This window comes from Ruegeria sp. CH10, assembly GCF_056537125.1.
In genome coordinates this window covers 623,245-647,993 of sequence record NZ_JBQFQY010000001.1, presented here as the reverse complement: position 1 = coordinate 647,993, position 24,749 = coordinate 623,245, and the positions used below count along the sequence as shown (strand labels likewise).

Annotated in this window: 30 protein-coding genes; all 30 read left to right on the top strand. The window is 59.4% G+C overall.

Annotated features, from left to right (window positions below; genetic code table 11):
• The first annotated feature begins 28 nt into the window (after positions 1-28).
• The 30 genes from ACRZ94_RS03240 to ACRZ94_RS03095 all read left to right on the top strand — a co-directional run bounded on the left by ACRZ94_RS03240 (position 29) and on the right by ACRZ94_RS03095 (position 24,746).
• Positions 29-1,633: a carboxyl transferase domain-containing protein gene (locus ACRZ94_RS03240; RefSeq protein ID WP_480650362.1), complete on the top strand. Its 1,605-nt coding sequence runs from the start codon at positions 29-31 to the stop codon at positions 1,631-1,633.
• Positions 1,633-2,058 (top strand): ASCH domain-containing protein, encoded by a 426-nt coding sequence (locus ACRZ94_RS03235; protein WP_480650363.1) that lies wholly within the window; start codon positions 1,633-1,635, stop codon positions 2,056-2,058. Before ACRZ94_RS03240 ends, ACRZ94_RS03235 begins: the two co-directional genes overlap by 1 nt.
• A gap of 3 nt (positions 2,059-2,061) precedes the next feature.
• A complete protein-coding gene (locus ACRZ94_RS03230; RefSeq protein WP_480650364.1) occupies positions 2,062-3,990 on the top strand; it encodes an acetyl/propionyl/methylcrotonyl-CoA carboxylase subunit alpha in 1,929 nt (642 codons plus the stop codon).
• 78 nt (positions 3,991-4,068) lie between these two features.
• Positions 4,069-4,923 (top strand): hydroxymethylglutaryl-CoA lyase, encoded by an 855-nt coding sequence (locus tag ACRZ94_RS03225; RefSeq protein WP_480796654.1) that lies wholly within the window; start codon positions 4,069-4,071, stop codon positions 4,921-4,923.
• A 3-nt stretch (positions 4,924-4,926) separates the two neighbouring features.
• Positions 4,927-5,715, top strand: a complete 789-nt coding sequence (locus tag ACRZ94_RS03220; protein ID WP_480796653.1) for a crotonase/enoyl-CoA hydratase family protein — start codon at positions 4,927-4,929, stop codon at positions 5,713-5,715.
• Between the two features lie 184 nt (positions 5,716-5,899).
• A complete protein-coding gene (locus tag ACRZ94_RS03215; RefSeq protein WP_050602775.1) occupies positions 5,900-6,265 on the top strand; it encodes an NADH-quinone oxidoreductase subunit A in 366 nt (121 codons plus the stop codon).
• Complete coding sequence (locus ACRZ94_RS03210; protein WP_037307875.1) at positions 6,256-6,789, top strand: NuoB/complex I 20 kDa subunit family protein; 534 nt, start codon at positions 6,256-6,258, stop codon at positions 6,787-6,789. Before ACRZ94_RS03215 ends, ACRZ94_RS03210 begins: the two co-directional genes overlap by 10 nt.
• A complete protein-coding gene (locus tag ACRZ94_RS03205; protein ID WP_480796652.1) occupies positions 6,786-7,211 on the top strand; it encodes a ribonuclease E inhibitor RraB in 426 nt (141 codons plus the stop codon). Before ACRZ94_RS03210 ends, ACRZ94_RS03205 begins: the two co-directional genes overlap by 4 nt.
• A complete protein-coding gene (locus ACRZ94_RS03200) occupies positions 7,208-7,810 on the top strand; it encodes an NADH-quinone oxidoreductase subunit C (RefSeq protein ID WP_480650367.1) in 603 nt (200 codons plus the stop codon). Before ACRZ94_RS03205 ends, ACRZ94_RS03200 begins: the two co-directional genes overlap by 4 nt.
• Positions 7,811-7,813: 3 nt before the next feature.
• Positions 7,814-7,990: a hypothetical protein gene (locus tag ACRZ94_RS03195; protein ID WP_480650368.1), complete on the top strand. Its 177-nt coding sequence runs from the start codon at positions 7,814-7,816 to the stop codon at positions 7,988-7,990.
• Position 7,991: 1 nt separating this feature from the next.
• On the top strand, positions 7,992-8,114 hold the full coding sequence (locus ACRZ94_RS03190; RefSeq protein ID WP_480796651.1) for a hypothetical protein: 123 nt from the start codon (positions 7,992-7,994) through the stop codon (positions 8,112-8,114).
• Positions 8,114-9,337, top strand: coding sequence for an NADH-quinone oxidoreductase subunit D (locus ACRZ94_RS03185; RefSeq protein ID WP_480796650.1), 1,224 nt, complete (start codon positions 8,114-8,116; stop codon positions 9,335-9,337). Before ACRZ94_RS03190 ends, ACRZ94_RS03185 begins: the two co-directional genes overlap by 1 nt.
• Positions 9,334-9,711: a hypothetical protein gene (locus ACRZ94_RS03180; protein WP_480796649.1), complete on the top strand. Its 378-nt coding sequence runs from the start codon at positions 9,334-9,336 to the stop codon at positions 9,709-9,711. Before ACRZ94_RS03185 ends, ACRZ94_RS03180 begins: the two co-directional genes overlap by 4 nt.
• Positions 9,711-10,823, top strand: a complete 1,113-nt coding sequence (nuoE, locus tag ACRZ94_RS03175) for an NADH-quinone oxidoreductase subunit NuoE (protein ID WP_480796648.1) — start codon at positions 9,711-9,713, stop codon at positions 10,821-10,823. The genes ACRZ94_RS03180 and nuoE overlap by 1 nt, the downstream gene beginning before the upstream one ends.
• Before the next feature lie 30 nt (positions 10,824-10,853).
• Entirely contained in the window at positions 10,854-11,075 is a 222-nt protein-coding gene (locus tag ACRZ94_RS03170) for a DUF5337 domain-containing protein (protein WP_480796647.1), read from the top strand.
• 12 nt (positions 11,076-11,087) lie between these two features.
• On the top strand, positions 11,088-12,386 hold the full coding sequence (gene nuoF / locus ACRZ94_RS03165) for an NADH-quinone oxidoreductase subunit NuoF (protein WP_480650374.1): 1,299 nt from the start codon (positions 11,088-11,090) through the stop codon (positions 12,384-12,386).
• Between the two features lie 4 nt (positions 12,387-12,390).
• Positions 12,391-12,765: a hypothetical protein gene (locus tag ACRZ94_RS03160; protein ID WP_480650375.1), complete on the top strand. Its 375-nt coding sequence runs from the start codon at positions 12,391-12,393 to the stop codon at positions 12,763-12,765.
• A 98-nt stretch (positions 12,766-12,863) separates the two neighbouring features.
• Positions 12,864-13,268, top strand: a complete 405-nt coding sequence (locus ACRZ94_RS03155) for a DUF5333 domain-containing protein (RefSeq protein ID WP_480650376.1) — start codon at positions 12,864-12,866, stop codon at positions 13,266-13,268.
• Positions 13,269-13,271: 3 nt separating this feature from the next.
• Entirely contained in the window at positions 13,272-15,293 is a 2,022-nt protein-coding gene (nuoG, locus tag ACRZ94_RS03150) for an NADH-quinone oxidoreductase subunit NuoG (protein WP_480796646.1), read from the top strand.
• 45 nt (positions 15,294-15,338) lie between these two features.
• Positions 15,339-16,376 (top strand): NADH-quinone oxidoreductase subunit NuoH, encoded by a 1,038-nt coding sequence (gene nuoH / locus ACRZ94_RS03145; RefSeq protein ID WP_480650378.1) that lies wholly within the window; start codon positions 15,339-15,341, stop codon positions 16,374-16,376.
• A complete protein-coding gene (locus tag ACRZ94_RS03140) occupies positions 16,373-16,540 on the top strand; it encodes a hypothetical protein (RefSeq protein ID WP_480796645.1) in 168 nt (55 codons plus the stop codon). Before nuoH ends, ACRZ94_RS03140 begins: the two co-directional genes overlap by 4 nt.
• Positions 16,537-17,031 carry an NADH-quinone oxidoreductase subunit NuoI gene (gene nuoI, locus ACRZ94_RS03135; protein ID WP_170397042.1) on the top strand — a complete coding sequence of 165 codons (495 nt, stop codon included), beginning with the start codon at positions 16,537-16,539 and terminating at the stop codon, positions 17,029-17,031. Before ACRZ94_RS03140 ends, nuoI begins: the two co-directional genes overlap by 4 nt.
• Positions 17,028-17,438 carry a carboxymuconolactone decarboxylase family protein gene (locus tag ACRZ94_RS03130; RefSeq protein WP_480650380.1) on the top strand — a complete coding sequence of 137 codons (411 nt, stop codon included), beginning with the start codon at positions 17,028-17,030 and terminating at the stop codon, positions 17,436-17,438. Before nuoI ends, ACRZ94_RS03130 begins: the two co-directional genes overlap by 4 nt.
• Entirely contained in the window at positions 17,435-18,037 is a 603-nt protein-coding gene (locus tag ACRZ94_RS03125) for an NADH-quinone oxidoreductase subunit J (protein ID WP_480650381.1), read from the top strand. Before ACRZ94_RS03130 ends, ACRZ94_RS03125 begins: the two co-directional genes overlap by 4 nt.
• Before the next feature lie 8 nt (positions 18,038-18,045).
• Positions 18,046-18,492, top strand: coding sequence for a hypothetical protein (locus ACRZ94_RS03120; protein WP_480650382.1), 447 nt, complete (start codon positions 18,046-18,048; stop codon positions 18,490-18,492).
• A complete protein-coding gene (gene nuoK, locus ACRZ94_RS03115; protein ID WP_050602759.1) occupies positions 18,489-18,794 on the top strand; it encodes an NADH-quinone oxidoreductase subunit NuoK in 306 nt (101 codons plus the stop codon). The genes ACRZ94_RS03120 and nuoK overlap by 4 nt, the downstream gene beginning before the upstream one ends.
• A gap of 7 nt (positions 18,795-18,801) precedes the next feature.
• Positions 18,802-20,940, top strand: coding sequence for an NADH-quinone oxidoreductase subunit L (gene nuoL, locus ACRZ94_RS03110; protein WP_480796644.1), 2,139 nt, complete (start codon positions 18,802-18,804; stop codon positions 20,938-20,940).
• Positions 20,940-22,484, top strand: coding sequence for an NADH-quinone oxidoreductase subunit M (locus ACRZ94_RS03105; RefSeq protein ID WP_480796643.1), 1,545 nt, complete (start codon positions 20,940-20,942; stop codon positions 22,482-22,484). The genes nuoL and ACRZ94_RS03105 overlap by 1 nt, the downstream gene beginning before the upstream one ends.
• A gap of 15 nt (positions 22,485-22,499) precedes the next feature.
• Positions 22,500-23,942 carry an NADH-quinone oxidoreductase subunit NuoN gene (gene nuoN / locus ACRZ94_RS03100; RefSeq protein WP_480796642.1) on the top strand — a complete coding sequence of 481 codons (1,443 nt, stop codon included), beginning with the start codon at positions 22,500-22,502 and terminating at the stop codon, positions 23,940-23,942.
• Between the two features lie 54 nt (positions 23,943-23,996).
• On the top strand, positions 23,997-24,746 hold the full coding sequence (locus tag ACRZ94_RS03095) for a biotin--[acetyl-CoA-carboxylase] ligase (protein ID WP_480796641.1): 750 nt from the start codon (positions 23,997-23,999) through the stop codon (positions 24,744-24,746).
• The last annotated feature ends 3 nt before the right edge of the window (positions 24,747-24,749 follow it).

Sequence of the window (24,749 nt, the reverse complement as noted above, 5' to 3'; positions counted from 1 at the left end):
TTGTGCCCGCTGCACCTCAGGAGGATCAATGAAACTCACATCCAAAGCCATGCCCGCCTCTGAGGGCTTCAAGGCAAACCGCGCGGCCCACCTCGACGCCCTCGCGCAAATCTCAACAGCTGCCGAGGCCGCCCGCATGGGCGGCGGTGAGAAATCCCGCGCGCGGCATGAATCTCGGGGCAAGATGCTCCCCCGGCGCAGGGTGGCGAACCTGCTGGACCCGGGATCTCCGTTTCTTGAGATCGGCGCGACGGCGGCGCATGGGATGTATGGCGACGCCGCACCTTGTGCCGGTGTGATCGCGGGGATTGGCCGGGTACAGGGGCGTGAGGTCATGGTGGTCTGCAACGATGCCACCGTGAAGGGCGGTACGTACTACCCGATAACCGTCAAAAAACACCTCCGCGCGCAGGAGATTGCTGAGGAGAACCATCTGCCCTGCATCTATCTGGTGGATAGCGGCGGCGCGAACCTGCCCAATCAGGATGAGGTGTTCCCCGACCGCGACCACTTTGGCCGCATCTTCTATAACCAAGCGCGGATGAGTGCCAAGGGGATTGCTCAGATCGCTGTGGTCATGGGGTCATGCACGGCTGGCGGGGCCTATGTGCCCGCGATGTCGGATGTGACGATCATCGTCAAGGAACAGGGCACGATCTTTCTGGCCGGGCCGCCTTTGGTCAAGGCCGCGACGGGTGAGGTCGTCAGCGCCGAGGATTTGGGCGGAGGTGATGTGCATACGCGCCTGTCCGGTGTCGCGGATTATCTGGCCGAGGATGACGCCCATGCGCTCGCGCTCGCGCGGCGGGCGGTGGGATCGCTGAACCTGCGCACACCGCAGAGTGTGGATTGGGCCAGCCCCGAGGACCCGGCCTATGACCCCGAGGAAATCCTCGGTGTGGTCCCCGCCGATCTGCGCACGCCCTATGACATTCGCGAGGTGATTGCGCGGCTGGTCGATGTCTCTCGGTTCGATGAGTTCAAGCCTCGGTTCGGTGAGACACTGGTGACCGGGTTCGCCCATGTCAAAGGTTGCCCGGTGGGGATCATTGCGAATAACGGCGTGCTGTTTTCCGAGGCCGCGCAAAAGGGCGCGCATTTTGTGGAGCTGTGTTCGCAGCGCCGCATCCCTCTGGTGTTCCTGCAGAATATCACCGGGTTCATGGTCGGTCGGAAATACGAAAACGAAGGCATCGCGCGGCATGGGGCCAAGATGGTGACGGCGGTAGCGACAACCTCGGTGCCCAAGATCACAATGCTGGTCGGAGGCTCGTTTGGTGCGGGGAACTATGGCATGGCCGGGCGGGCCTATCAGCCGCGTTTCCTGTGGACATGGCCGAACTCGCGGATTTCGGTGATGGGCGGGGAACAGGCGGCGGGAGTGTTGGCCACCGTCAAGCGTGACGGGATCGAGCGGCAAGGGGGCACGTGGTCTGCCGAGGAAGAGGCCGAGTTCAAGCGCCCGACACTGGAGATGTTCGAGGAACAATCGCACCCGCTTTATGCCTCGGCACGGCTGTGGGATGACGGCATCATCGACCCGCGCAAGTCCCGCGATGTGCTGGCATTGTCGCTGAGCGCTGCGTTGAACGCCCCGATTGAGGAGACACGTTTCGGCGTGTTCAGGATGTGATGCGTATGACCTTAAAAGATGTCTTGGCCCAATACCCTGGCGCGCAAACCTTCAAATTTGGTGACGGCGCGGCCTTGAGTGCAAAACTTTTGGCCCTGGTGCGTACAGGTAAGAAAACCGCAACCTGCGGTGCGTTGCGCGATTATCCCGAAGGCAGCGCGGACACTCCGGTTGTAGGGCGGCGCGATATCGCTCTGGAATGGGATGGCCGACCGGCTTTAGTCATCGAAACAGTCAAGGTCTCGATTTGTCGATATTGCGACGTGACCGAGGATTTCGCGTTGGCTGAGGGTGAGAATGAAACGCTTGAGGGATGGCGCGCGGATCACCGCCGGTATTTCGAGCGAAATGGCGGGTTCGATCCCAAGATGGAACTGCTTTGCGAGCGGTTTCGTCTTGTCGAAGATCTGGCTGTTGAGGGGTAGGCCATGTTCAACAAAATCCTGATTGCCAACCGGGGCGAGATCGCCTGCCGTGTGATCGAAACCGCTCAGAAAATGGGGGTGTCCTGCGTTGCGGTTTATTCCGATGCTGATGCCTCGTCCAAACATATGCAGATGGCCGATGAGGCTGTGCATATCGGCGGCGCGGCTCCGGCTGAAAGCTATCTGAAAGGCGACGTGATCATTCAGGCCGCCTTGGACACTGGCGCGCAGGCGATACATCCCGGCTATGGCTTCCTGTCCGAGAACCCGGATTTCGTGGATGCGGTTGAGGCGGCAGGGCTGACGTTCATCGGTCCATCCGCGGATGCGATCCGCAAGATGGGCCTCAAGGACGCGGCCAAGGTGCTGATGGAACAGGCGGGTGTGCCGGTCGTGCCAGGCTATCACGGCGACAATCAGGACGCCGAGCATCTGGCCGGTGCTGCCGAGGCTATTGGCTATCCGGTGCTGATCAAGGCGGTTGCGGGCGGCGGCGGCAAGGGGATGCGGCTTGTCGAGCGGCCCGAAGATTTCCTGCAGGCGCTGGACAGCGCGCGGGGCGAGGCGCGGACGGCCTTCGGCAATGATGCGGTATTGGTTGAGAAATTCGTTGCCAAGCCGCGCCATATCGAAGTTCAGGTCTTTGGTGACGGCACCCATGCCGTGCATCTGTTCGAACGGGACTGTTCGTTGCAGCGGCGGCATCAGAAGGTGATCGAAGAGGCCCCGGCCCCCGGCATGACCGCCGAAATGCGGCAGGCGATGGGGCAGGCAGGGGTGCGCGCGGCTGAGGCCATTGGCTACAAGGGTGCGGGCACGGTTGAGTTCATCGTCGATGCCTCGGACGGGCTGCGGCCTGACCGGTTCTGGTTCATGGAGATGAACACCCGCTTGCAGGTCGAACATCCGGTGACCGAGGCGATTACAGGGATTGATCTGGTTGAGTGGCAATTGCGGGTCGCTTCGGGTGAGGCACTGCCGAAGTCACAGGGAGAGCTGGCGATTGACGGCCACGCCTTTGAGGCGCGGCTTTATGCCGAGGATGTACCCAAGGGGTTTTTGCCGGCAACGGGGACTCTGACCCATTTACAGTTTCCGCGTGCCTGTCGTGCCGACAGTGGCGTACGTGCGGGTGATACGATCAGCCCGTGGTATGATCCGATGATTGCAAAGGTCATCGTACACGGTCCAACGCGCGCTGTGGCGCTGGAACAATTGCACCGAGCCCTGCGTCAGACCGAAGTGGCGGGTACGGCCACCAATCTGACCTTTTTGGGCGCGCTGACCCGTCACAAGGGATTTGCCGCCGGAGACGTGGATACCGGGTTGATTGGGCGGGATCTTGAGGAACTGACGCAGGACAACCCGGTAACGGCAGAACTGTGCGTGGCCGCTGCCATGACCGCGCTGGATTTGGTTGAGCCTGCGGAGGAAACAGGGTTCTCGCTATGGGCGCCGCTGCACCGCGCCGTTCAGCTAAGGGGGGATGAGCTGATCGATCTGGACGTGCAGGTCGAAGGCCCGAACCGGCAAGTCTGGCAACTGGGCGAGCAAACAGTTGTGGCGCAGCGCAGCGGGCAGGTTTGGACCATTGGTGGGGCCCCCATGCCGCGCGTGTCGCTGGCGGGCATGCGGGTGACTGTTTTTGACGGATACGGTTGCAGCTTTGACATCGTTGACCCGCTGGACCGCGACACCAGTGCCGCCGGCGATACCAATGTGATCGAAGCGCCTATGCCCGGTTTGGTGAAGACGGTGTTCGCCTCGGTCGGACAGGCGGTGAAAGAGGGCGACAGGCTTGCCATTCTTGAGGCCATGAAGATGGAGCATTCGCTGCTTGCTGCCCGGGATGGTGTGGTGGCCGAGGTGCTGGCCGAAGATGGCGCACAGGTTGAGGCCGGAGCAGCTTTGGTTCGGTTGCAAGAGGATTGATCTGTCCCGACGTCGCATTGCGTGGCACAGTCGGGTTATCCGTATTTGGAACGAGAAGAAGCTGGGAGGGAAGCGCAGATGAAAGAGCGGGTTGAGATTTTCGAGGTGGGTCCGCGCGATGGCCTGCAAAACGAGCAGCGCGAGATCCCTGTGGCCGAGAAAGTGGCCCTGATCGATTGTCTCAGCAAGGCCGGGTTCAACCGGATTGAGGTCGCCAGTTTCGTGTCTCCGAAATGGGTGCCGCAGATGGCAGGCAGTGCCGAGGTGCTGGCCGGGATTACGCGGGCAGAGGGCGTACGCTATGGTGCGCTGACGCCGAATATGCGCGGCTATAATGACGCGCTGGCGGCGAAAGCGGATGAGATTGCGGTATTTGCGTCGGCGTCCGAGGGATTCTCGCAAGCCAACATCAATGCGTCAGTGGCCGAATCCATCGAACGGTTTACCCCCATTCTGGAAGCGGCCCGCCATATTGATCTGCCGGTGCGCGGCTATGTGTCCTGTGTCACCGACTGCCCCTATGATGGCCCCACGCCGCCCGAAAAAGTGGCCGAGCTTGCCGACAAGCTGTTCGCGCTGGGGTGTTATGAGATTTCGTTGGGCGATACGATTGGACAGGGCACACCGGATACTGTCGCACATATGCTATTGGCCGTGCGGGAAAGGGTGCCCGTCACGCGGTTGGCCGGTCATTTCCATGACACCAACGGGCGGGCTATCGACAATATAGATGCCGCGCTGGCGCTGGGTGTGCGTGCCTTCGATTCGGCCGTTGGCGGCTTGGGCGGATGCCCTTATGCGCCCGGCGCTTCGGGCAACGTCGCGACCGAAGCCGTCGTCTCGCATCTTGAACGGTTGGGATATGAGACAGGGATTGATTTGGCCGTCGTTGAAGAGGCCGCTCATACGGCCCGCACCATGAGGGCACAATAACTTATGTTTGAAACGATTTCGGTGAGCCAGGACGGGCGGGGCGTTGCAACGCTGACACTGAACCGCCCGGAAAAACACAATGCCATGTCCGCGCGGATGATTTCCGAGTTGACGCAAGCTGCAGCGCAGTTGGGTACGGATACATCGGTTCGGGTGGTTGTCTTGACCGGCGCAGGCAAGAGCTTTTGCGCTGGAGGCGATCTGGGCTGGATGCAGGATCAGATGGCCGCCGACTCTGAGACGCGGTTTGTTGAGGCCCGCAAGCTGGCGGAAATGCTGCAGGCGTTGAACACATTGCCCAAACCACTGATCGGAGCGCTACAAGGCAATGCTTTTGGCGGCGGCGTTGGTCTGGCTTCGGTCTGTGATGTCGCCGTTGGAGTCGAGAGCCTGTCTATGGGGCTGACCGAAACCCGGCTGGGGCTGATTCCCGCGACCATCGGCCCCTATGTCATCGCCCGTATGGGCGAGGCACGCGCGCGACGTGTGTTCCTGTCTGCGCGCGTGTTCGATGCGGCCGCGGCGGTTGATTTGGGCTTGCTGGCCAGAACGGTTGCGGCAGATGACCTTGCGCAGGCGGTCGAGGACGAAGTTGCGCCCTATCTGGCCTGTGCGCCGGGGGCTGTTGCCGCCGCCAAGCAGCTTGTTCGCGAACTGGGTCCCAGAATTGACGATCAGACCATCGATCACACGATCCGATCCCTGGTTGAGCGATGGGAAACCGCCGAAGCGCAGGAAGGCATTGCCGCATTTTTTGATCGGCGTAAACCTATGTGGAACAGTCAAGATTAACTGTTTCCTTACCTGACTCAGTCAATCAGGACGCAAGTCGTCATTTCATCGCAGGTCACCAGAATATTAGCGCCCTGCGCGGTTCTGGTCAGTTGACCCTCTGCCCCCACAAGGATAGAGGAAGTGACGTCATCACGCCAATTGACGGCGCATCCCCAAGGGGGGCGCAGGAAAGGAGCTCTACGTGGAAGACCTGTTGCGGGAGTACCTCCCGATTCTGGTGTTTCTGGCAGTCGCTGTCGGCCTCGGAATCGTTTTGATTCTGGCCGCTGTCGTACTGGCCGTTCGTAACCCCGACCCCGAAAAAGTCAGCGCATATGAGTGTGGCTTCAACGCCTTTGACGATGCGCGGATGAAATTCGATGTCCGATTCTATCTGGTCTCGATTCTTTTCATCATCTTCGATCTGGAAATCGCGTTCCTGTTTCCCTGGGCTGTCGGCTTCAAGGACATCAGCGATGTAGGCTTCTGGTCCATGATGGTGTTTTTGGGCGTTCTGACCATCGGCTTTGCCTATGAATGGAAGAAGGGGGCCCTGGAATGGGAGTGATGACGGGAGCAAACACCGCTGGCGTCGACAAGGAAGTCGCCACCCAGGCCCTGAACGCCGAGTTGCAGGACAAAGGGTTCCTGCTGACCTCGACCGAGGACATCATCAACTGGGCGCGCACCGGGTCGCTGCACTGGATGACATTTGGTCTGGCCTGCTGCGCGGTTGAGATGATGCACACTTCGATGCCGCGCTATGATGCGGAACGGTTTGGCATCGCCCCGCGTGCGTCCCCGCGGCAGTCGGATGTGATGATCGTGGCCGGGACGCTGACCAACAAGATGGCCCCGGCGCTGCGCAAGGTTTACGACCAGATGCCCGAGCCGCGCTATGTGATCTCGATGGGGTCCTGTGCGAATGGCGGAGGGTACTACCATTATTCCTATTCGGTCGTGCGTGGATGTGACCGGATTGTGCCAGTGGATATCTACGTGCCCGGCTGCCCCCCGACGGCTGAGGCGTTGTTGTATGGCCTGATGCAGCTGCAACGCAAAATCCGCCGCACAGGGACGATTGTGCGATGAGTGGGGTTGCTGGCTCGATACCTACTGATACTTTGGTCGCAGAGAACTCAGCGATTTTGGCAGGTTTCGCTGATCGTGGGGTCGATCTGAACCGAAAGCTTGAATTCGAATTCTCTGTTGAGTTTTCAAGCAAGGAGCAAGCCAAGGAGTTCAGGCAGATTGCTCGCGAGGCTATGAAGCTAGTAAAGGCCGAATTCGGATTTAGCGACTTCCTCTTTATTCTGTGCAGCTATCAAGATGAAGGCTGTTTCGAATTGAAGTGCTGTGTCGAGACAACTCCGGATGCCCGATTGATTTCCGCCATCGAGCAAACACTAGGAGCACTTGCTACGGAACACGGTGGAAGCGACTGTTTTTGGGAGTTTCCAGATCCGGCGAACAATAAAGGTTCCACCGAATCCGCACAGGAGGTTGGACAATGAGCGAAGCACTCAAGGAACTTGGCGCCCAGCTGGAATTGAAGCGGGCCGATTGCGTTCTGTCCTGGGATGTGACCCATGGTGAGCTGAACGTGGATGTGGCGCCGTCCAGCATTGTGGAATTCGTTGAATTCCTGCGGTCTGACCAGAATTGCAAATTCTCGACACTGGTCGACATCACAGGCGTGGATTACCCCGAACGGCCCAAGCGGTTCGATGTGGTCTATCACTTCCTGTCGATGTACCAGAATCAGCGCATCCGCCTGCGAGTCTCGATCCGTGAAGAGGATATGGTGCCCTCGATCGTTGACGTTCACCCCTCGGCCAACTGGTTCGAGCGTGAGGTGTTCGACATGTTCGGCATTCTGTTTTCGGGCCACCCGGACCTGCGGCGCATCCTGACCGACTATGGCTTTCGCGGCTATCCGCTGCGCAAGGACTTCCCGACCACGGGCTATACCGAGGTCCGCTATGACGAGGCGGAAAAACGCGTCGTGTATGAGCCGGTCAGCCTGGTGCAGGAATACCGGCAGTTTGATTTCATGTCCCCGTGGGAGGGCGCGAATTACATTCTGCCCGGGGATGAGAAACAGGAGACCTAAGTCATGTTTGAGTTCCTGATCTGGATCGCTCTGGTTGTGGCAACGGTTGTTCCGATGCTGAAACTGCTGCCTCATTTCGGGATCAACAAGAACTGGGCCTTTGCCTGCGTGATTTCTCCGGTTGTGATCGTCCTGCTGTGGATGATGGCGATGAAGCTGCAAGAGATGGAGCGCCGCTGACATGATGGGTGAGCTGTTCATTCTGGGCGCATTGGGCGTTCTGCTTGCAGGGGCCGCCGCCAAGGCGGTTGAGGCTGAAAAAGTCCGGGTTCGGGCAGAAGCAAAGAAGAAACGGGGGCGTTGATGGACGGCTCAAGATACGATGACGGCAGCACCGACGCGCTGAGCGGCGAGCAGAAGATCCGCAATTTCAACATCAACTTTGGCCCGCAACACCCTGCGGCGCATGGTGTTTTGCGCCTTGTGCTTGAGTTGGACGGCGAGATTGTCGAACGCTGCGACCCGCATATCGGTTTGCTGCACCGTGGTACTGAAAAGCTGATGGAAAGCCGGACGTATCTGCAAAATCTGCCGTATTTTGATCGTCTGGACTACGTGGCCCCGATGAACCAGGAACATGCCTGGTGTCTGGCCATCGAAAAGCTGACCGGTGTGGAAGTGCCGCGCCGGGGCTCGCTGATCCGTGTTCTGTATTCCGAGATCGGGCGCATTCTGAACCACCTGCTGAACGTGACTACTCAGGCGATGGATGTGGGGGCGCTGACACCGCCGCTATGGGGGTTCGAAGAACGCGAAAAGCTGATGGTGTTTTATGAGCGTGCCTGCGGCGCCCGCCTGCACGCTGCCTATTTCCGCCCCGGTGGGGTGCATCAGGATCTGCCCGACGATCTGCTGGATGATATCGAAGCGTGGAGCCACGAATTCCCCGCCGTCATGGATGATATTGACGGGTTGCTGACCGAAAACCGCATCTTCAAACAGCGCAACGCCGATATTGGCGTGGTGACCGAGGATGACATCCAGAAATACGGCTTCTCGGGCGTCATGGTCCGTGGCTCGGGTCTGGCTTGGGATTTGCGCCGCGCGCAGCCCTATGAATGCTATGATGAATTCGAATTCCAGATTCCTGTCGGCAAGAATGGCGACTGCTATGACCGCTATCTGGTGCGCATGGAAGAGATGCGCCAGTCGCTGCACATCATCCGACAGGCCATCGCCAAAATCCGCGAATGTCCGGGTGACGTTCTGGCGCGCGGCAAGATCACTCCGCCGAAACGGTCGGACATGAAGACCTCGATGGAGAGCCTGATCCATCACTTCAAGCTTTATACCGAGGGCTTCCACGTCCCCGCCGGCGAGGTCTACGCCGCCGTCGAGGCCCCCAAGGGCGAGTTCGGCGTCTATCTGGTCGCCGACGGCACCAACAAACCCTACCGCGCCAAACTGCGCGCGCCCGGGTTCCTGCACCTGCAAGCCATGGACCACGTCGCCGGAGGGCACCAACTGGCCGACGTTGCCGCCATCATCGGCACTATGGACGTTGTGTTTGGGGAGATTGATCGGTGAGATTCTTGATAGTCTTCGCGGTAAGCTTGGTGCAGGCAAGTTGGGTATTTGCCCAAGGTGTCCAGGTACCCATTCCTCAAGATGCGTTACAGGATGAAACTTCAGATGGCGTAAAGTATATAGAACAACTCTTGGAGGGCTACGCTTATGAAGGCTCCCCCGCTATCTATGATCCGGACTCTCCCGAAGCTCAGCTCGAGTTCTGCAAGAACCGGCTCATTTACGCGGAACGTTCCCTTGCAAAACTGCTGTCGGATTTTGGATATACTGCCAGCATTTCGGTTAAAGGCGCGGCTCCCTATAATTTGGGAGTTGAATGCAATTTGAGTTCAACACGCCAAGCTAACATAGTAATCGAAGGGCCGACTGACTAATGCTCCGCCGTCTGCACCCCGAACAACCCGAAAGCTTTGCCTTCACCGCTGCCAACCAGCAATGGGCCGAAGCGCAGGTTACAAAATACCCCGAAGGTCGTCAGGCCAGTGCGGTGATCCCACTGCTGTGGCGCGCGCAGGAGCAGGAGGGCTGGCTGTCCCGTCCGGCGATTGAATCCGTCGCCGACATGCTGGGCATGGCCTATATCCGTGTGCTTGAGGTGGCCTCGTTCTACTTCATGTTCCAGTTGCAACCCGTTGGGTCGGTTGCGCATATTCAGGTGTGCGGCACGACGTCCTGCATGATCTGCGGGGCTGAGGATCTGATTGCGGTCTGCAAGGACAAGATCGCCGCCAAACCGCATGCGCTGTCCGCCGATGGCAAACTGAGCTGGGAAGAGGTGGAATGCCTGGGCTCATGCACCAATGCGCCGATGGCTCAGATCGGCAAGGATTACTATGAGGACCTGACGGCTGAGAGCTTTGGCAAGATCATCGACGATCTGGCGGCAGGCAAGGTGCCGACCCCGGGCCCTCAGAACGGGCGCTATGCGGCCGAACCGCTTAAGGGCCTCAGCAGCCTGACCGAGTACGAGGCCGGGAAACCGCAGTACAATGCCAGCGTGGCTCTGGCGACCGATCTGGGTGATACGGTCAAGCGCATTGACGGGACCGAGGTTCCGATCCTGACGCCTTGGCTGGGCAAGGACGGAAAACAGGCCGGGGCCTCAGCCGCTGCAGAACCGCCCAAAGCGCCTGAACCCGCGAAACCTGCGGTGAAACAGGCGGCCGAGGCCAAGGCTGCGCAGGCCGAGGTCAAAGAAGACAAGCCCCGGACGCTGACCGAAGCGCGCGGGGGCTTACCGGATGACCTTAAGCTGCTGAAAGGCGTTGGGCCCAAGCTGGAAGAGACATTGAACGCACTGGGCTTCTATCACTACGACCAGATCGCGGCCTGGACACCGGAACATGTGGCGTGGGTGGATGCGCGCCTCAAGTTCAAGGGTCGGATCGAGCGGGATGGCTGGATCGAACAGGCGGCCAAGCTGGCCGCAGGTGTGGAAACCGAATTTGCCAAACGTGCCAAGGAAGACGGCACATACGAAGACTAAAACGGGTGCCCGTTGGGGCATCGGGGGAAGATGGACAAGGACAAGGAACTGGCCATAGCCCGAAAGGGCCGCCACATCGGCATCGTCATCGCCGCGACGATGGTTATCTGGCTTGCCATGAACATGTTCATCGGCCCGGCACTGGGTTTGACGGCCCGGTACGCGCTGCTGTTTGATTTCGCTGCATTGGCGGCGTTCATCTATGCGGGCGTCAACATATTTCAACTCTGGCGCATGCGTCAGGACAGCTGAAGGTAACACGCGATGCTGAAGGATCAGGACCGGATCTTTACCAACATCTACGGGATGCACGAGCGCACATTGCGCGGCGCGCAGGCCCGGGGGCATTGGGACGGCACCGCTGGCCTGATCGACAAGGGCCGCGACTGGATCATTCAGACGATGAAGGATTCGGGCCTGCGGGGCCGTGGTGGCGCGGGCTTTCCCACCGGGCTGAAATGGTCGTTCATGCCCAAGGAAAGCGACGGTCGACCGGCCTATCTGGTGGTGAATGCGGACGAATCTGAGCCCGGCACCTGTAAGGACCGCGAGATCATGCGCCATGATCCGCATACGCTGATCGAGGGCTGCCTGATCGCCTCTTTCGCGATGAACGCGCATACCTGCTATATCTACCTGCGCGGCGAATATATCCGCGAGCGTGAGGCGCTGCAGGCCGCAATTGATGAGGCGTACGACGCCGGGCTGCTGGGCAAGAACGCCGCCGGTTCGGGCTGGGATTTCGATCTGTTCCTGCATCACGGGGCTGGGGCCTATATCTGCGGTGAAGAAACCGCTCTGATCGAAAGCCTTGAGGGCAAGAAGGGTATGCCGCGGATGAAGCCTCCGTTCCCGGCGGGCGCGGGTCTGTATGGCTGTCCGACCACCGTGAACAATGTGGAATCGATTGCCGTTGTTCCGACGATCCTGCGCCGTGGCGCGGATTGGTTCGCAGGCTTTGGCCGTCAGAACAACGCGGGCACCAAGCTGTTTGCGATCTCGGGCCATGTGAACAACCCCTGCGTCGTCGAAGAGGCGATGTCGATTTCCTTTGAGGAACTGATCGAAACCCATTGCGGCGGCATTCGTGGCGGTTGGGACAATCTGCTGGCGGTAATTCCGGGTGGGTCCTCGGTGCCGTGTGTGCGTGGTGAGAACATGCGCGACGCGATCATGGATTTCGACTATCTGCGCAACGATCTGGGATCGGGTCTGGGCACAGCGGCGGTGATCGTGATGGACAAATCCACCGATATCATCAAGGCGATCTGGCGGCTGTCCAAGTTCTATAAACACGAAAGCTGTGGCCAGTGTACGCCGTGCCGCGAAGGCACCGGCTGGATGATGCGCGTGATGGATCGTCTGGTACGTGGTGAGGCCGAGCTGGAAGAGATCGACATGCTGTTTGACGTCACCAAGCAGGTCGAAGGCCACACGATCTGCGCTTTGGGTGACGCTGCCGCCTGGCCCATTCAGGGCCTAATCCGCAACTTCCGTGATGAGATTGAAGACCGTATAAGAGCGCAGAAATCGGGCCGAACGGGCGCGATGGCAGCGGAGTAAAAGAATGAAAGTTTTCAACGGATACGGTCGCCTGGTGACTTCGGCCAAGATCGCGATTGCGGCGTTGACGCTGGTTTCGGCCTGCGGGATCGCCAATTCGCGCGCGGACCGGGTTCAGTTTGATGGTCAGTATTTTCGGACCAAGGTGAAATCCGTGGACAAAAAAGCGACGCCAGCAGAATTCACTGTGGTTGTAAATGGGGTTGCGTCTTCGTTGGATGGCGCGCGCGAGGCAGGTCGGTTTGAAGCCACCAAGTTCTGCATCAAGAACTTTGGATCCTCCAGAATCGACTGGAACGTTGGACCGGATACCGAGCCGCAAAACCTGCGCATTGCCGATGATCAACTGACCCTTTCGGGGAAATGCCTGCGGCCATGACATTTATTTCTTCATATCAGACCAGGGCGCAGGCGGTGTTATTGCATAGCGCCCCGGCTGCCGGTCGTCTTGGGTTTCCCAAGACGAAAGGACCTGTCATGTCTGGTGTGAAGAAACTTGCCCTGCTGTCATTGCTTGCATTGCCCACGGTTGCGGATGCCAAACCGCCTTTGCGCGATGTCAAGGAAATCGACAATGAGCTTTATTACATCGCAATCGCAAATGAGATTTCGGAATACTGTTCCTCGATCAGCGGACGGCGTCTGAAAGCGATCAGTGTGATGTGGGGGCTGCGATCCAAGGCCAATGATTTGGGCTATACCGACAAGGAAATCCGCGCCTACGTGGAATCGGATACCGAAAAAGACCGGATGCGTGCCAAGGGCGAGGCGTATCTGGCGCAAAACGGTGTCTCTTACGACAATCCAAATTCCTTCTGCACGTTGGGGCAGAAGGAAATTGAAAGAAACAGCGCCATTGGCGTGTATTTGAGGGCGAACTAGATCATGTCTGACCTTCGCAAGATCAATATCGACGGCCACGAGATCGAAGTCGATGGCGCGATGACCCTGATCCAGGCCTGTGAACAGGCAGGGGTCGAGGTGCCGCGTTTCTGCTATCATGAACGCCTGTCGATCGCCGGGAACTGCCGGATGTGTCTTGTTGAGGTCGTGGGTGGCCCGCCGAAACCTGCGGCTTCCTGCGCGATGCAGGTGCGCGACCTGCGCCCGGGGCCGGAAGGGCAGCCGCCTGTGGTCAAGACGAACTCGCCCATGGTCAAAAAGGCCCGCGAAGGGGTGATGGAGTTTCTGCTGATCAACCACCCGCTGGATTGCCCGATCTGCGATCAGGGTGGTGAGTGTGATCTGCAGGATCAGGCCATGGCCTATGGTGTCTCGGGCTCGCGCTTTAAAGAAGCCAAGCGGGCAGTGGATGATCTGGACCTTGGGCCCCTTGTGGGCACGGCGATGACGCGTTGCATCAGCTGCACCCGCTGTGTGCGCTTTACGACCGAAGTGGCCGGGATCACCCAGATGGGTCAGACCGGGCGTGGTGAGGATGCCGAGATCACCTCGTATCTGAACGAAACACTGCAATCGAACCTGCAGGGCAACATTATCGATCTGTGCCCGGTTGGCGCTCTGACCTCGAAGCCCTATGCCTTTACGGCGCGCCCGTGGGAGCTGACCAAGACCGAGAGCATCGATGTGATGGACGCCTTGGGCTCGAACATCCGCGTGGACACGAAGGGACGCGAAGTGATGCGTTTCCTGCCGCGCAACCATGATGGCGTGAATGAGGAATGGATCAGCGACAAGACACGGTTTGTTTGGGACGGCCTGCGTCGTCAGCGTCTGGACAAACCGTACGTGCGTGAAAACGGCAAGCTGCGCCCGGCGACGTGGCCCGAGGCACTGGCCAAAGCCGCCGAGGCACTGAAGGGGGCTGCAAAGCCCGCGGGCATCGTCGGCGATCTGGCCCCGGCCGAGGCCGCGTTTGCACTGAAACAGATGATCGAAGGGCAGGGCGGCGTTGTTGAATGTCGCACCGACGGAGCCAAGCTGCCAGCAGGCAATCGCGGGGCCTATGCCGGAACCGCCGCGATCGAAGACATCGACTCGGCCGAGCGCATTCTGCTGATCGGCACCAACCCCCGCGATGAAGCGCCGGTGCTGAACGCGCGCATCCGCAAGGCTTGGGCGCATGGGGCCGAGGTGGCGCTGGTCGGCCCTGCGGCCGATCTGACCTATGAATACCACCATATGGGCGATGACCGCGCCGCGTTGCAAAAGGTTGTCGACATGGGCGGCGATGATGAGATCAAGGGCAAACGCTCGCTGATCATCGTCGGGCAGGGTGCCCTGCAAGAAGCGGATGGGGCCGCCGTTCTGGCCGCCGCGCAAGCCATTGCAAAAAATACAAAAAGTGGCCTGATGGTCCTGCACACTGCTGCCGCGCGCGTTGGCGCGATGGACGTGGATGCGACCAATGACGCCGGGATGGAGGCAATCAGCGCCGCTGACGTGATCTATAACCTCGGCGCAGATGAGGTTGAGATCGGCGAAGGGGCCTTTGTGATCTATCAGGGCAGCCACGGGGATCGGGGGGCGCACCGCGCCGACGTGATCCTGCCGGGCGCGGCCTATACCGAGGAAAACGGTTTGTTCGTGAACACCGAGGGCCGCCCGCAATTGGCCATGCGCGCCGGTTTTGCACCCGGTGAGGCCAAGGAAAACTGGGCCATCCTGCGCGCCTTGTCGGCCGAGCTGGGGGCGACGCTGCCCTTCGACTCGCTGGCGCAGCTGCGCAATGCTCTGATCGAGGCGGTACCGCATCTGGCCCGTGTCGATGAGGTGATTGAAAATGAGGTTCAACCGCTGGAGACAGGTGCCTTGGGCGATGCGAGCTTCAGAAATGCGATCAAGGATTTCTACCTGACCAATCCCATCGCGCGGTCCTCGCAACTGATGGCCGAGTTGTCGGCGCAAGCGCAGGCCCTCAAGAATGACAGGATTGCCGCAGAATGATCCGAACCGCTGACCTATCCACGACGACCCACGGTGTGAGGACCAATGGCTGATTTCTTTAACACCCCAGGCGGAATAGCCATCATCATTCTGGCACAAGTGCTTGCTGTTGTGGCCTTTGTGATGATCTCGCTGTTGTTCCTTGTGTATGGCGACCGCAAGATCTGGGCCGCTGTCCAAATGCGTCGGGGCCCAAACGTGGTGGGCGTCTATGGCCTGCTGCAATCAGTGGCGGATGCGCTTAAATACGTGGTCAAAGAGGTCGTGATCCCGGCGGGTGCCGACCGTACGGTGTTCATGCTGGCACCGCTAACATCTTTCGTGCTGGCGATGATCGCTTGGGCGGTGATCCCGTTCAACGATGGCTGGGTCCTGTCCGATCTGAACGTCGCGATCCTGTATGTGTTCGCCGTGTCCTCGTTAGAGGTTTATGGCGTGATTATGGGCGGTTGGGCGTCGAACTCAAAGTATCCTTTCCTGGGGTCTCTGCGCTCTGCGGCGCAGATGATTTCCTATGAGGTCTCCATCGGCCTGATCATCATCGGTGTCATCATCTCGACCGGTTCTATGAACTTCGGAGACATCGTGCGCGCGCAGGACGGCTCGTTCGGGTTCTTCAGCTGGTACTGGCTGCCGCACTTCCCGATGGTTTTCCTGTTCTTCATCTCGGCGCTGGCCGAAACCAACCGGCCCCCGTTTGATTTGCCCGAGGCGGAATCGGAACTGGTCGCAGGCTATCAGGTCGAATACTCGGCCACGCCCTTCCTGCTATTCATGGCCGGGGAATACATCGCCATCTTCCTGATGTGCGCCCTGACCACACTGCTGTTCTTCGGTGGCTGGCTGTCGCCAATCCCGGGGCTGCCGGATGGCGTTCTTTGGATGGTCGCCAAGATGGCGTTCTTCTTCTTCCTCTTCGCGATGGTCAAGGCAATCACGCCCCGCTACCGCTATGATCAGCTGATGCGGCTGGGCTGGAAAGTGTTCCTGCCGTTCTCGCTGGTCTGGGTGGTCTTCGTGGCCTTCGCGGCACGGTTCGATTGGTTCTGGGGCGCGTTTGCCCGTTGGAGCGTGGGGGGATGATTGTGGAAAAAAAGTTACTTACCCAAGCCGAGCTTGCCGACCATTTCAAGCGAACCGAAGAAACGCTTGATGGAATACAGAGATCATTGAGCGATATAAAGGCCGGGATAGCTCAGGCAATAGAATTGGTAGAGCGCAAAATTCAAGAGGAGGGAAAGAAGTGACCCAAATCGACTATACCCGTGCTGCCAAGTACTTTCTGCTGCAGGACTTCTGGGTCGGCATGAAGCTGGGGCTGAAGTACTTCTTCGCCCCCAAGGCTACCGTGAACTACCCGCACGAAAAGGGCCCTCTTTCGCCACGGTTCCGGGGCGAACACGCTCTGCGCCGCTATCCCAATGGCGAGGAGCGCTGCATCGCCTGCAAACTGTGCGAGGCGATCTGCCCGGCCCAAGCTATCACCATCGACGCCGAACCGCGTGAGGACGGCAGCCGCCGCACGACGCGCTATGACATCGACATGACCAAGTGCATCTATTGCGGTTTCTGCCAAGAGGCCTGCCCGGTCGATGCCATCGTCGAAGGTCCGAACTTCGAATTCGCAACGGAAACCCGCGAAGAGCTGTTTTACGACAAGCAAAAACTGCTGGATAACGGCGAACGCTGGGAAGCCGAGATCGCCCGCAATCTGGAAATGGACGCGCCGTACAGATGAGTGACACGCCGACTAATCCGTTTGAGCTGATGATGAAGCAGGCGCAGGACATGGCCAAGGCGATGAACCCGGCGATGGAGAATTTCTCGCCCAAAGGGTTCGAGGCGCTGTGGCCAACCATGCCGAAAGAGGTCATGGAGATGATGTTTGGCAACACCGTCAACACCGACGGGCTGGACGCCAAGACCCGCCTGCTGCTGACGCTGGCCGGGCTGACCTGTCAGGGTGCTCAGGCAGACACCGCCGTGCGGCAGACCGTGCGTCATGCGTTGGAGGCGGGCGCCAAGAAACAAGAGATCGTGGAAACGATCGGGCAGATGTCGGTCTTTGCCGGCATCCCGGCCATGACCCGCGCGCTGGATCTGGCGCAAGAGGTTCTGGCCGATAATGAGGATGAGGATCAATGACCGTCTTTGCCTTCTACCTGTTTGCCATCAGCGCCATAACCGGAGGGCTGTTCACGGTGATCAGCCGCCAGCCGGTGCACTCGGTGCTGTGGCTGATCCTGGCGTTTCTGTCCGCGGCGGGGCTGTTCGTGCTGCTGGGGGCCGAGTTCGTGGCGATGCTGCTGATCATCGTCTACGTGGGCGCGGTCGCGGTGCTGTTCCTGTTCGTGGTGATGATGCTGGACGTGGACTTTGCCGAGCTCAAGGCCGAGATGGCGCGCTATATGCCGCTGGCCCTGCTGATCGGTCTGGTCATCCTGATGCAGTTCGTCATGGCCTTTGGCGCATGGGATAGCGCGCAGGGTATCGAGGCCAATCTGGCGCAACCGGTCCCGACGGACCGTCACAACACCGAGGCGCTGGGTGTCATTCTTTACGATCAATACTTCCTTCTGTTCCAACTGGCGGGCCTGATCCTGCTGGTGGCCATGATCGGCGCCATCGTCCTGACGCTGCGCCACCGACAGGACATCAAGCGTCAGGACATCATCGGCCAGATGATGCGCGACCCGGCCAAGGCGATGGAGTTGAAGGACGTGAAACCGGGGCAGGGGTTGTGAGATTGGCGATGGCTTTTTCTGCACTAATTTTCTCGGTTTCGGCGTTAAGCGCCGAAGATGCCGAAGGTTTGGAGCCGCTTCCTCCTGAAGCGTGCATTGGCTTCGATGGTTCTTTCGATTTCAGTGTTCCGGGTGTCTACGATTGGTGGATTGCTGAAGAGGTTGGTTGCCCGAACCCCGGTTTCCATTGGACCGTAATGTCATGCACATCGGGTGAAACGCTGGATGTCAGAATTAGCGGTAAGCGATCGGACGGGCAGCAGATTGATTTCAATCCCGAGATACAAGAATTGCGGGAAAAATATGCCAATCTGGATACCCCGCCTGACATCAACACTGTTTTTGATGATCTTACGGCTCTTGGCGCGGAACCGATTGTTCGCGGAGAGAGATTCGATCCGGGGAAATTCTGCAAAACGGGAACAGTCTCAGATCAAGGCGAGGCGAAGTTATGATCGGACTTGAACACTATCTTACGGTCGCGGCCACGCTGTTCGTCATCGGCATCTTCGGTCTCTTCCTGAACCGCAAGAACGTGATCATCCTGCTGATGAGCATCGAACTGATGCTGTTGGCGGTGAATATCAACCTCGTGGCGTTCTCCAGTTTCCTCGGCGATCTGGTCGGGCAGGTGTTTACGCTGTTCGTACTGACCGTCGCGGCGGCCGAGGCGGCGATTGGTCTGGCCATTCTGGTCTGCTTCTTCCGCAACCGCGGCTCGATCGCGGTTGAAGACGTCAATATGATGAAGGGCTAAGAGAACTATGGAAACCACCATCCTCTTTGCCCCGCTGGTGGGCGCGTTGATCTGCGGTTTCGGCTGGCGGTTCATTGGTGAGAAAGCGGCCATGTGGACCGCCACGGGCCTGCTGTTTCTGGCCTGTTTGCTGTCGTGGATTGTGTTCTTCACTTTCGATGGCGTCACCCAACAGATCGAGATCATGCGCTGGATCGAGAGCGGGTCGCTATCGACAAGCTGGGCCATTCGTCTGGACCGTTTGACCGCGATCATGCTGATCGTGGTGACAACCGTCTCGGCGCTGGTGCACCTCTATTCCTTTGGCTACATGGATCACGACCCGCAATGGCGCGAGGGCGAGAGCTATAAGCCGCGTTTCTTTGCCTATCTGTCCTTCTTCACCTTTGCCATGCTGATGCTGGTGACGGCGGACAATCTGGTGCAGATGTTCTTTGGCTGGGAGGGCGTGGGCGTCGCATCCTACCTGCTGATCGGGTTCTACTATCGCAAACCCTCAGCTAATGCCGCTGCGATGAAGGCGTTCATCGTCAACCGTGTGGGGGACTTTGGCTTTGCGCTGGGTATTTTCGCGCTATTCCTGCTGACCGACAGCATCAACTTCGCGGACATTTTCGCCTCGGCCCCGGCTTTGGCCGAGGAAAAGCTGCACTTCCTGTGGGGTGAGTGGACCGCGGTTGAGGTCATCTGCGTGCTGCTGTTCATCGGCGCGATGGGGAAATCGGCGCAGTTGATCCTGCACACATGGTTGCCCGACGCGATGGAAGGCCCGACGCCCGTTTCGGCCCTGATCCACGCCGCGACCATGGTGACAGCGGGTGTGTTCCTGGTCTGCCGCATGTCGCCGCTGATGGAGTTCGCACCGGGTGCGACCGGGTTCATCACCGTGCTGGGGGCGACGACCGCGTTTTTTGCCGCGACGGTGGGTCTGGTGCAGACGGACATCAAGCGCGTCATCGCGTATTCGACCTGTTCTCAGCTGGGCTATATGTTCGTGGCTGCAGGTGTTGGCATGTATTCGGCGGCGATGTTCCACCTGTTCACGCATGCGTTCTTCAAGGCGCTTTTGTTCCTTGGCGCAGGCTCGGTGATCCACGCCATGCATCATGAGCAAGAGATGACCGAGTATGGCGGTCTGCGCAAAAAGATCCCCTATACGTTCTGGGCGATGATGATCGGGACGCTGGCTATCACAGGGGTCGGCATCCCGCTGACGACTATTGGGTTCGCGGGATTCCTGTCGAAAGACGCAATCATCGAGAGCGCCTATGCCGGCGGATCGTCCTATGGGTTCTGGCTGTTGGTTATTGCTGCCGCGTTTACCGCTTTCTATAGCTGGCGCCTGATCTTCCTGACCTTTTACGGCACGCCGCGCGGCGACAAGCACACGCATGATCACGCGCATGAAAGCCCGATGGTCATGCTGGTGCCGCTTGGGGTCCTGTCTCTGGGGGCGGTGTTTGCGGGCATGATCTGGTACGGTAATTTCTTTGGTCACGCGGACAAGGTGGGCAAGTTCTACGGCATTCCGGTGGCTGAGGCGTCCGAGCATGCCGAGGCTGGTGATCACGGCGCAACCGACGGGCATGACGATGACGGCCACGCTGAGGATAACCATGACGCACATGCCGATGAGGGTCATGGTGACAAAGAGGCCCATGGCGATCACCACTATGCGTTCGTGGGCGAGCCGGGTGAGGGCGCGCTGTACATCGCGCCGGACAACCATGTCCTGGACGATGCGCATGCGGCGCCGAAATGGGTCAAGGTTTCGCCCTTTGTGGCCATGCTGCTGGGATTTGTCGTGGCCTATTGGTTCTATATCGTGAACCCGTCGCTGCCGGGACGTCTGGCGCAGAACCAGCGACCACTTTACCTGTTCCTGCTGAACAAGTGGTACTTTGACGAGATCTACAACGCGATCTTCGTCAAACCGACGCTGGCGCTTGGCCGGTTCCTGTGGAAACGCGGCGATGGCAATACCATCGACGGTTTCCTGAACGGGATTGCCATGGGCGTTGTTCCCTTCTTTACCCGCCTCGCAGGCAAGGCGCAGACGGGTTACATCTTTACTTATGCCTTCTGGATGGTCTTGGGCATCGCGGCCCTCGTCACCTGGATGTCGATCGGCGGAGGCGCACACTAATGGATAATATCCTCTCGATCGTCACCTTTATCCCTGCTGTGGCAGCGGCCATATTGGCCCTGTTTCTGCAGGGCGACGATGTGGCCGCGCAGCGCAACGCGAAATGGGTTGCGCTGGTGGCGACCACGGTGACCTTCCTGGTCTCGATTGGCATCTATACGGGCTTTGATCCATCCGACACTGGCTTTCAGATGGTGGAAGAGGGTGAGTGGCTGCTGGGCCTGAAATACAAGATGGGCGTGGACGGGATCAGCGTCCTGTTCGTGCTGCTGACCACCTTCATCATGCCGCTGACCATTCTGGCCAGCTGGAACGTGACCGACCGGGTCAAGGAATACATGATCGCCTTCCTGCTGCTGGAAACGCTGATGCTGGGCGTGTTCATGGCGCTGGATCTGGTGCTGTTCTACCTGTTCTTCGAGGCCGGTCTGATCCCGATGTTCCTGATCATCGGTATCTGGGGCGGTGCGAACCGTATCTATGCCAGCTTCAAGTTCTTTCTCTATACCTTCCTTGGCTCGGTGCTGATGCTGGTGGCGATGGTCGCGATGTACGCGGATGCGGGCACCACGGATATTGAAGCGCTGATGAGCCATCATTTCTCGTCTGAGAGCTTTAGCGTGCTGGGCGTTTACGTTGTAGGCGGGATGCAGACGCTGATGTTCCTGGCCTTCTTTGCGTCCTTCGCGGTGAAAATGCCGATGTGGCCGGTGCACACCTGGTTGCCGGATGCGCACGTTCAGGCCCCGACAGCGGGTTCGGTCGTTCTGGCGGCGATCCTGCTGAAAATGGGCGGCTATGGCTTCCTGCGGTTCAGCCTGCCGATGTTCCCCGTGGGCTCAGCCGTGATGACCGATCTGGTGCTGTGGATGTCGGCCATCGCCGTCGTCTACACCTCACTGGTGGCGCTGGTGCAGGAGGATATGAAAAAGCTGATCGCCTATTCCTCGGTCGCGCATATGGGTTTTGTGACCATGGGGATTTTTGCGGCGAACCAGCAGGGGATCGACGGCGCAATTTTCCAGATGCTGAGCCACGGGTTCATCTCGGCCGCGCTGTTCCTGTGCGTGGGCGTGATCTATGACCGGATGCACACCCGCGACATCGACGCCTATGGCGGTCTGGTCATACGGATGCCTGCCTATGCGCTGGTCTTCATGCTGTTCACTATGGCCAATGTTGGCCTGCCGGGGACGTCCGGGTTTATCGGCGAATTCCTGACCCTGATGGGTGCCTTCCAGGTTAACACGTGGGTAACGGCGGTGGCTGCAACCGGTGTGATCTTCTCAGCCGGTTATGCGCTGTGGCTGTACCGTCGCGTGGTCTTTGGCGATCTGATCAAGGAAAGCCTCAAGGCGATGACGGACATGAGCTCGCGCGAGCGGCTGATCTTTGCACCGCTGATCATCATGACCATCCTGCTGGGCGTCTACCCGTCGCTGGTGACCGATGTGATCGGCAATTCGACCGCCGCGCTGATTTCGAACTATGACATGGCTCTGGCCGCGGCTGAGGCCGTGACCCAGTCTGCCGCTTCGCATTAAGGGGGCTTCGGAGAGATGATCCAAGCTGATCTGACAATCATCCTGCCAGAGATCGTTCTGGCCGTATATGCGATGGCGGCGCTGATCGGGGCTGTCTACACAACCAAGGACGGGCTGGCCCCGGTTCTGGTCTGGGCAACTTCGGGCCTGATGGCGCTGTTGGCGATCTGGATTGCCACCAATGGCGACGGTGTGAACGTGGCCTTTAACGGCATGTTCGTCGATGACGGATTCTCGCGCTTTGCCAAGGTGGCTATCCTGCTATCCGCGGCTGCGGTGTTGCTGATGAGCCAGGAGTATATGTCGCGCCGTGGGCTCTTGCGGTTCGAATACCCTCTGCTGGTGGCCTTGGCCGCTGTGGGTATGATGATGATGGTCAGCGCGGGCGATCTGATGTCGCTTTATATGGGGCTGGAGCTGCAATCGCTGGCGCTGTATGTCGTGGCCGCCCTGCGCCGTGACAGTGCGAAATCCACTGAGGCTGGCCTGAAATACTTTGTTCTGGGTGCGCTCAGCTCGGGTCTGCTGCTGTATGGTGCCTCGCTGGTGTACGGCTTTACCGGTACCACGCTGTTCTCGGGGATCATCCAGACCGTCCATCACGGCGATGTCTCGGTCGGGTTGCTGTTTGGTCTGATTTTCCTGATCTCGGGTCTGGCCTTCAAGGTCTCTGCTGTGCCGTTCCACATGTGGACACCGGACGTGTACGAGGGCTCACCCACCCCGATCACCGCCTTCTTTGCCACTGCGCCGAAAGTGGCGGCGATGGCGTTGTTTGCGCGTCTGCTGCATGACGCCTTTGGTGGCGTGGTCAAGGATTGGCAGCAGGTGATCGTGTTGCTTTCGGTCCTGTCGATGTTGCTGGGTGCGGTGGCCGCAATTGGGCAACGCGATATCAAGCGGCTGATGGCGTTTTCGTCGATTGCCCATATGGGGTATGCGCTGATCGGTCTGGCGGCGGGTACGGAAATGGGCATCAAAGCGATGCTAATGTATTTGGCGATCTACGTGACCATGAATATCGGCACCTTTGCCTTCATCCTGATGATGGAGCGCGATGGCAAACCCGTCACGGATATCGACGCGTTGCGCCAGTACTCCCGACGTGATCCGGGCAAAGCGCTGGCTGTGCTGATCCTGATGTTCAGCCTTGCGGGCGTGCCGCCGATGCTGGGCTTTTTCGCCAAGTTTGGCGTCTGGCAGGCTGGTGTCAGCGCGGGTCTGACCGGGTTGGTGATCGTGTCGGCCATCGCATCGGTCATCGGGGCCTTCTATTATCTGCGGATCGTGTTCTACATGTATTTCGGTGAGGAAAACGAAGACCCGATTGAAACCCATTCCACCCCGGTTCTGTGGGTTGCTTTGATGGGGTCGGCGGCCTTGATGCTTGTGGGCGTTTTCTATCAGTTCGGGATTGAGGGCGCAGCGGCTGCTGCGGCGGCGACGCTTGTCAATTAACCATGGACCCATCGTGAACAGGGGGGCTCGGTCGGTGGACCGGGCCTTTTTACCATGACAGCCTGGCCGCAAGGATATGGCCTGCACATCGTGCAAGAGGTCGACAGCACCCTGAATGAGGCCGCCCGGCTTGCGCCGACCGCGCCCGGCCCTGTCTGGATCATGGCGCATCACCAGACGGCCGCACGTGGGCGGCGGGGCAGAGCCTGGGCCAATCCCAAGGGCAATCTGGCCGCGACGCTGTTGATGAGACCTCAGGGCAATCCGGAACAGGCGGCGCTGCGCAGCTTTGTGGCGGCGTTGGCTTTGTTTGACGCCTGTGTTGCGGTGACAGGACGGGCCGCAGGGCTGTCGCTGAAATGGCCCAATGACGTGCTGCTGAATGGCGGCAAGCTGGCGGGCATTCTGCTGGAAAGCACCGGGCAGGGGCGGCAGTTATCTCATCTGGCCATCGGTATTGGCGTGAATCTGTCCGAGGCCCCGCCCGCCTATGCGGTTGAACAAAGCGCGGTGCGGCCCGTTTCGTTGCTGTCGGAAACCGGCGCGGCTGTGATCCCCGAGGATTTCCTGACCGAACTGGCCGCGGCCTATGCGCGCTATGAAACCCAATTCGTGACTTATGGGTTCGAGCCGATCCGCACCGCCTGGCTGGCCCGCGCGGCGCGGCTGGGCGAGGTGATCACCGCCCGGACCTCAACGTCCGAGACGGTGGGAACCTTTGAAACCGTGGACTCGGGCGGCAACCTTGTCCTAAAGACCGCCAAAGGCCGTGTCAGCATTCCTGCGGCGGACGTGTTTTTCTGAAGG

Bases quoted from the DNA above. Each gene is read 5' to 3' on its own strand.
- ACRZ94_RS03240 (WP_480650362.1), top strand. From the start codon at position 29: ATGAAACTCACATCCAAAGCCATGCCCGCCTCTGAGGGCTTCAAGGCA.
- ACRZ94_RS03235 (WP_480650363.1), top strand. From the start codon at position 1,633: ATGCGTATGACCTTAAAAGATGTCTTGGCCCAATACCCTGGCGCGCAA.
- ACRZ94_RS03230 (WP_480650364.1), top strand. From the start codon at position 2,062: ATGTTCAACAAAATCCTGATTGCCAACCGGGGCGAGATCGCCTGCCGT.
- ACRZ94_RS03225 (WP_480796654.1), top strand. From the start codon at position 4,069: ATGAAAGAGCGGGTTGAGATTTTCGAGGTGGGTCCGCGCGATGGCCTG.
- ACRZ94_RS03220 (WP_480796653.1), top strand. From the start codon at position 4,927: ATGTTTGAAACGATTTCGGTGAGCCAGGACGGGCGGGGCGTTGCAACG.
- ACRZ94_RS03210 (WP_037307875.1), top strand. From the start codon at position 6,256: ATGGGAGTGATGACGGGAGCAAACACCGCTGGCGTCGACAAGGAAGTC.
- ACRZ94_RS03205 (WP_480796652.1), top strand. From the start codon at position 6,786: ATGAGTGGGGTTGCTGGCTCGATACCTACTGATACTTTGGTCGCAGAG.
- ACRZ94_RS03200 (WP_480650367.1), top strand. From the start codon at position 7,208: ATGAGCGAAGCACTCAAGGAACTTGGCGCCCAGCTGGAATTGAAGCGG.
- ACRZ94_RS03195 (WP_480650368.1), top strand. From the start codon at position 7,814: ATGTTTGAGTTCCTGATCTGGATCGCTCTGGTTGTGGCAACGGTTGTT.
- ACRZ94_RS03190 (WP_480796651.1), top strand. From the start codon at position 7,992: ATGATGGGTGAGCTGTTCATTCTGGGCGCATTGGGCGTTCTGCTTGCA.
- ACRZ94_RS03185 (WP_480796650.1), top strand. From the start codon at position 8,114: ATGGACGGCTCAAGATACGATGACGGCAGCACCGACGCGCTGAGCGGC.
- nuoE (WP_480796648.1), top strand. From the start codon at position 9,711: ATGCTCCGCCGTCTGCACCCCGAACAACCCGAAAGCTTTGCCTTCACC.
- ACRZ94_RS03170 (WP_480796647.1), top strand. From the start codon at position 10,854: ATGGACAAGGACAAGGAACTGGCCATAGCCCGAAAGGGCCGCCACATC.
- nuoF (WP_480650374.1), top strand. From the start codon at position 11,088: ATGCTGAAGGATCAGGACCGGATCTTTACCAACATCTACGGGATGCAC.
- ACRZ94_RS03160 (WP_480650375.1), top strand. From the start codon at position 12,391: ATGAAAGTTTTCAACGGATACGGTCGCCTGGTGACTTCGGCCAAGATC.
- ACRZ94_RS03155 (WP_480650376.1), top strand. From the start codon at position 12,864: ATGTCTGGTGTGAAGAAACTTGCCCTGCTGTCATTGCTTGCATTGCCC.
- nuoG (WP_480796646.1), top strand. From the start codon at position 13,272: ATGTCTGACCTTCGCAAGATCAATATCGACGGCCACGAGATCGAAGTC.
- nuoH (WP_480650378.1), top strand. From the start codon at position 15,339: ATGGCTGATTTCTTTAACACCCCAGGCGGAATAGCCATCATCATTCTG.
- ACRZ94_RS03140 (WP_480796645.1), top strand. From the start codon at position 16,373: ATGATTGTGGAAAAAAAGTTACTTACCCAAGCCGAGCTTGCCGACCAT.
- ACRZ94_RS03130 (WP_480650380.1), top strand. From the start codon at position 17,028: ATGAGTGACACGCCGACTAATCCGTTTGAGCTGATGATGAAGCAGGCG.
- ACRZ94_RS03125 (WP_480650381.1), top strand. From the start codon at position 17,435: ATGACCGTCTTTGCCTTCTACCTGTTTGCCATCAGCGCCATAACCGGA.
- ACRZ94_RS03120 (WP_480650382.1), top strand. From the start codon at position 18,046: ATGGCTTTTTCTGCACTAATTTTCTCGGTTTCGGCGTTAAGCGCCGAA.
- nuoK (WP_050602759.1), top strand. From the start codon at position 18,489: ATGATCGGACTTGAACACTATCTTACGGTCGCGGCCACGCTGTTCGTC.
- nuoL (WP_480796644.1), top strand. From the start codon at position 18,802: ATGGAAACCACCATCCTCTTTGCCCCGCTGGTGGGCGCGTTGATCTGC.
- ACRZ94_RS03105 (WP_480796643.1), top strand. From the start codon at position 20,940: ATGGATAATATCCTCTCGATCGTCACCTTTATCCCTGCTGTGGCAGCG.
- nuoN (WP_480796642.1), top strand. From the start codon at position 22,500: ATGATCCAAGCTGATCTGACAATCATCCTGCCAGAGATCGTTCTGGCC.
- ACRZ94_RS03095 (WP_480796641.1), top strand. From the start codon at position 23,997: ATGACAGCCTGGCCGCAAGGATATGGCCTGCACATCGTGCAAGAGGTC.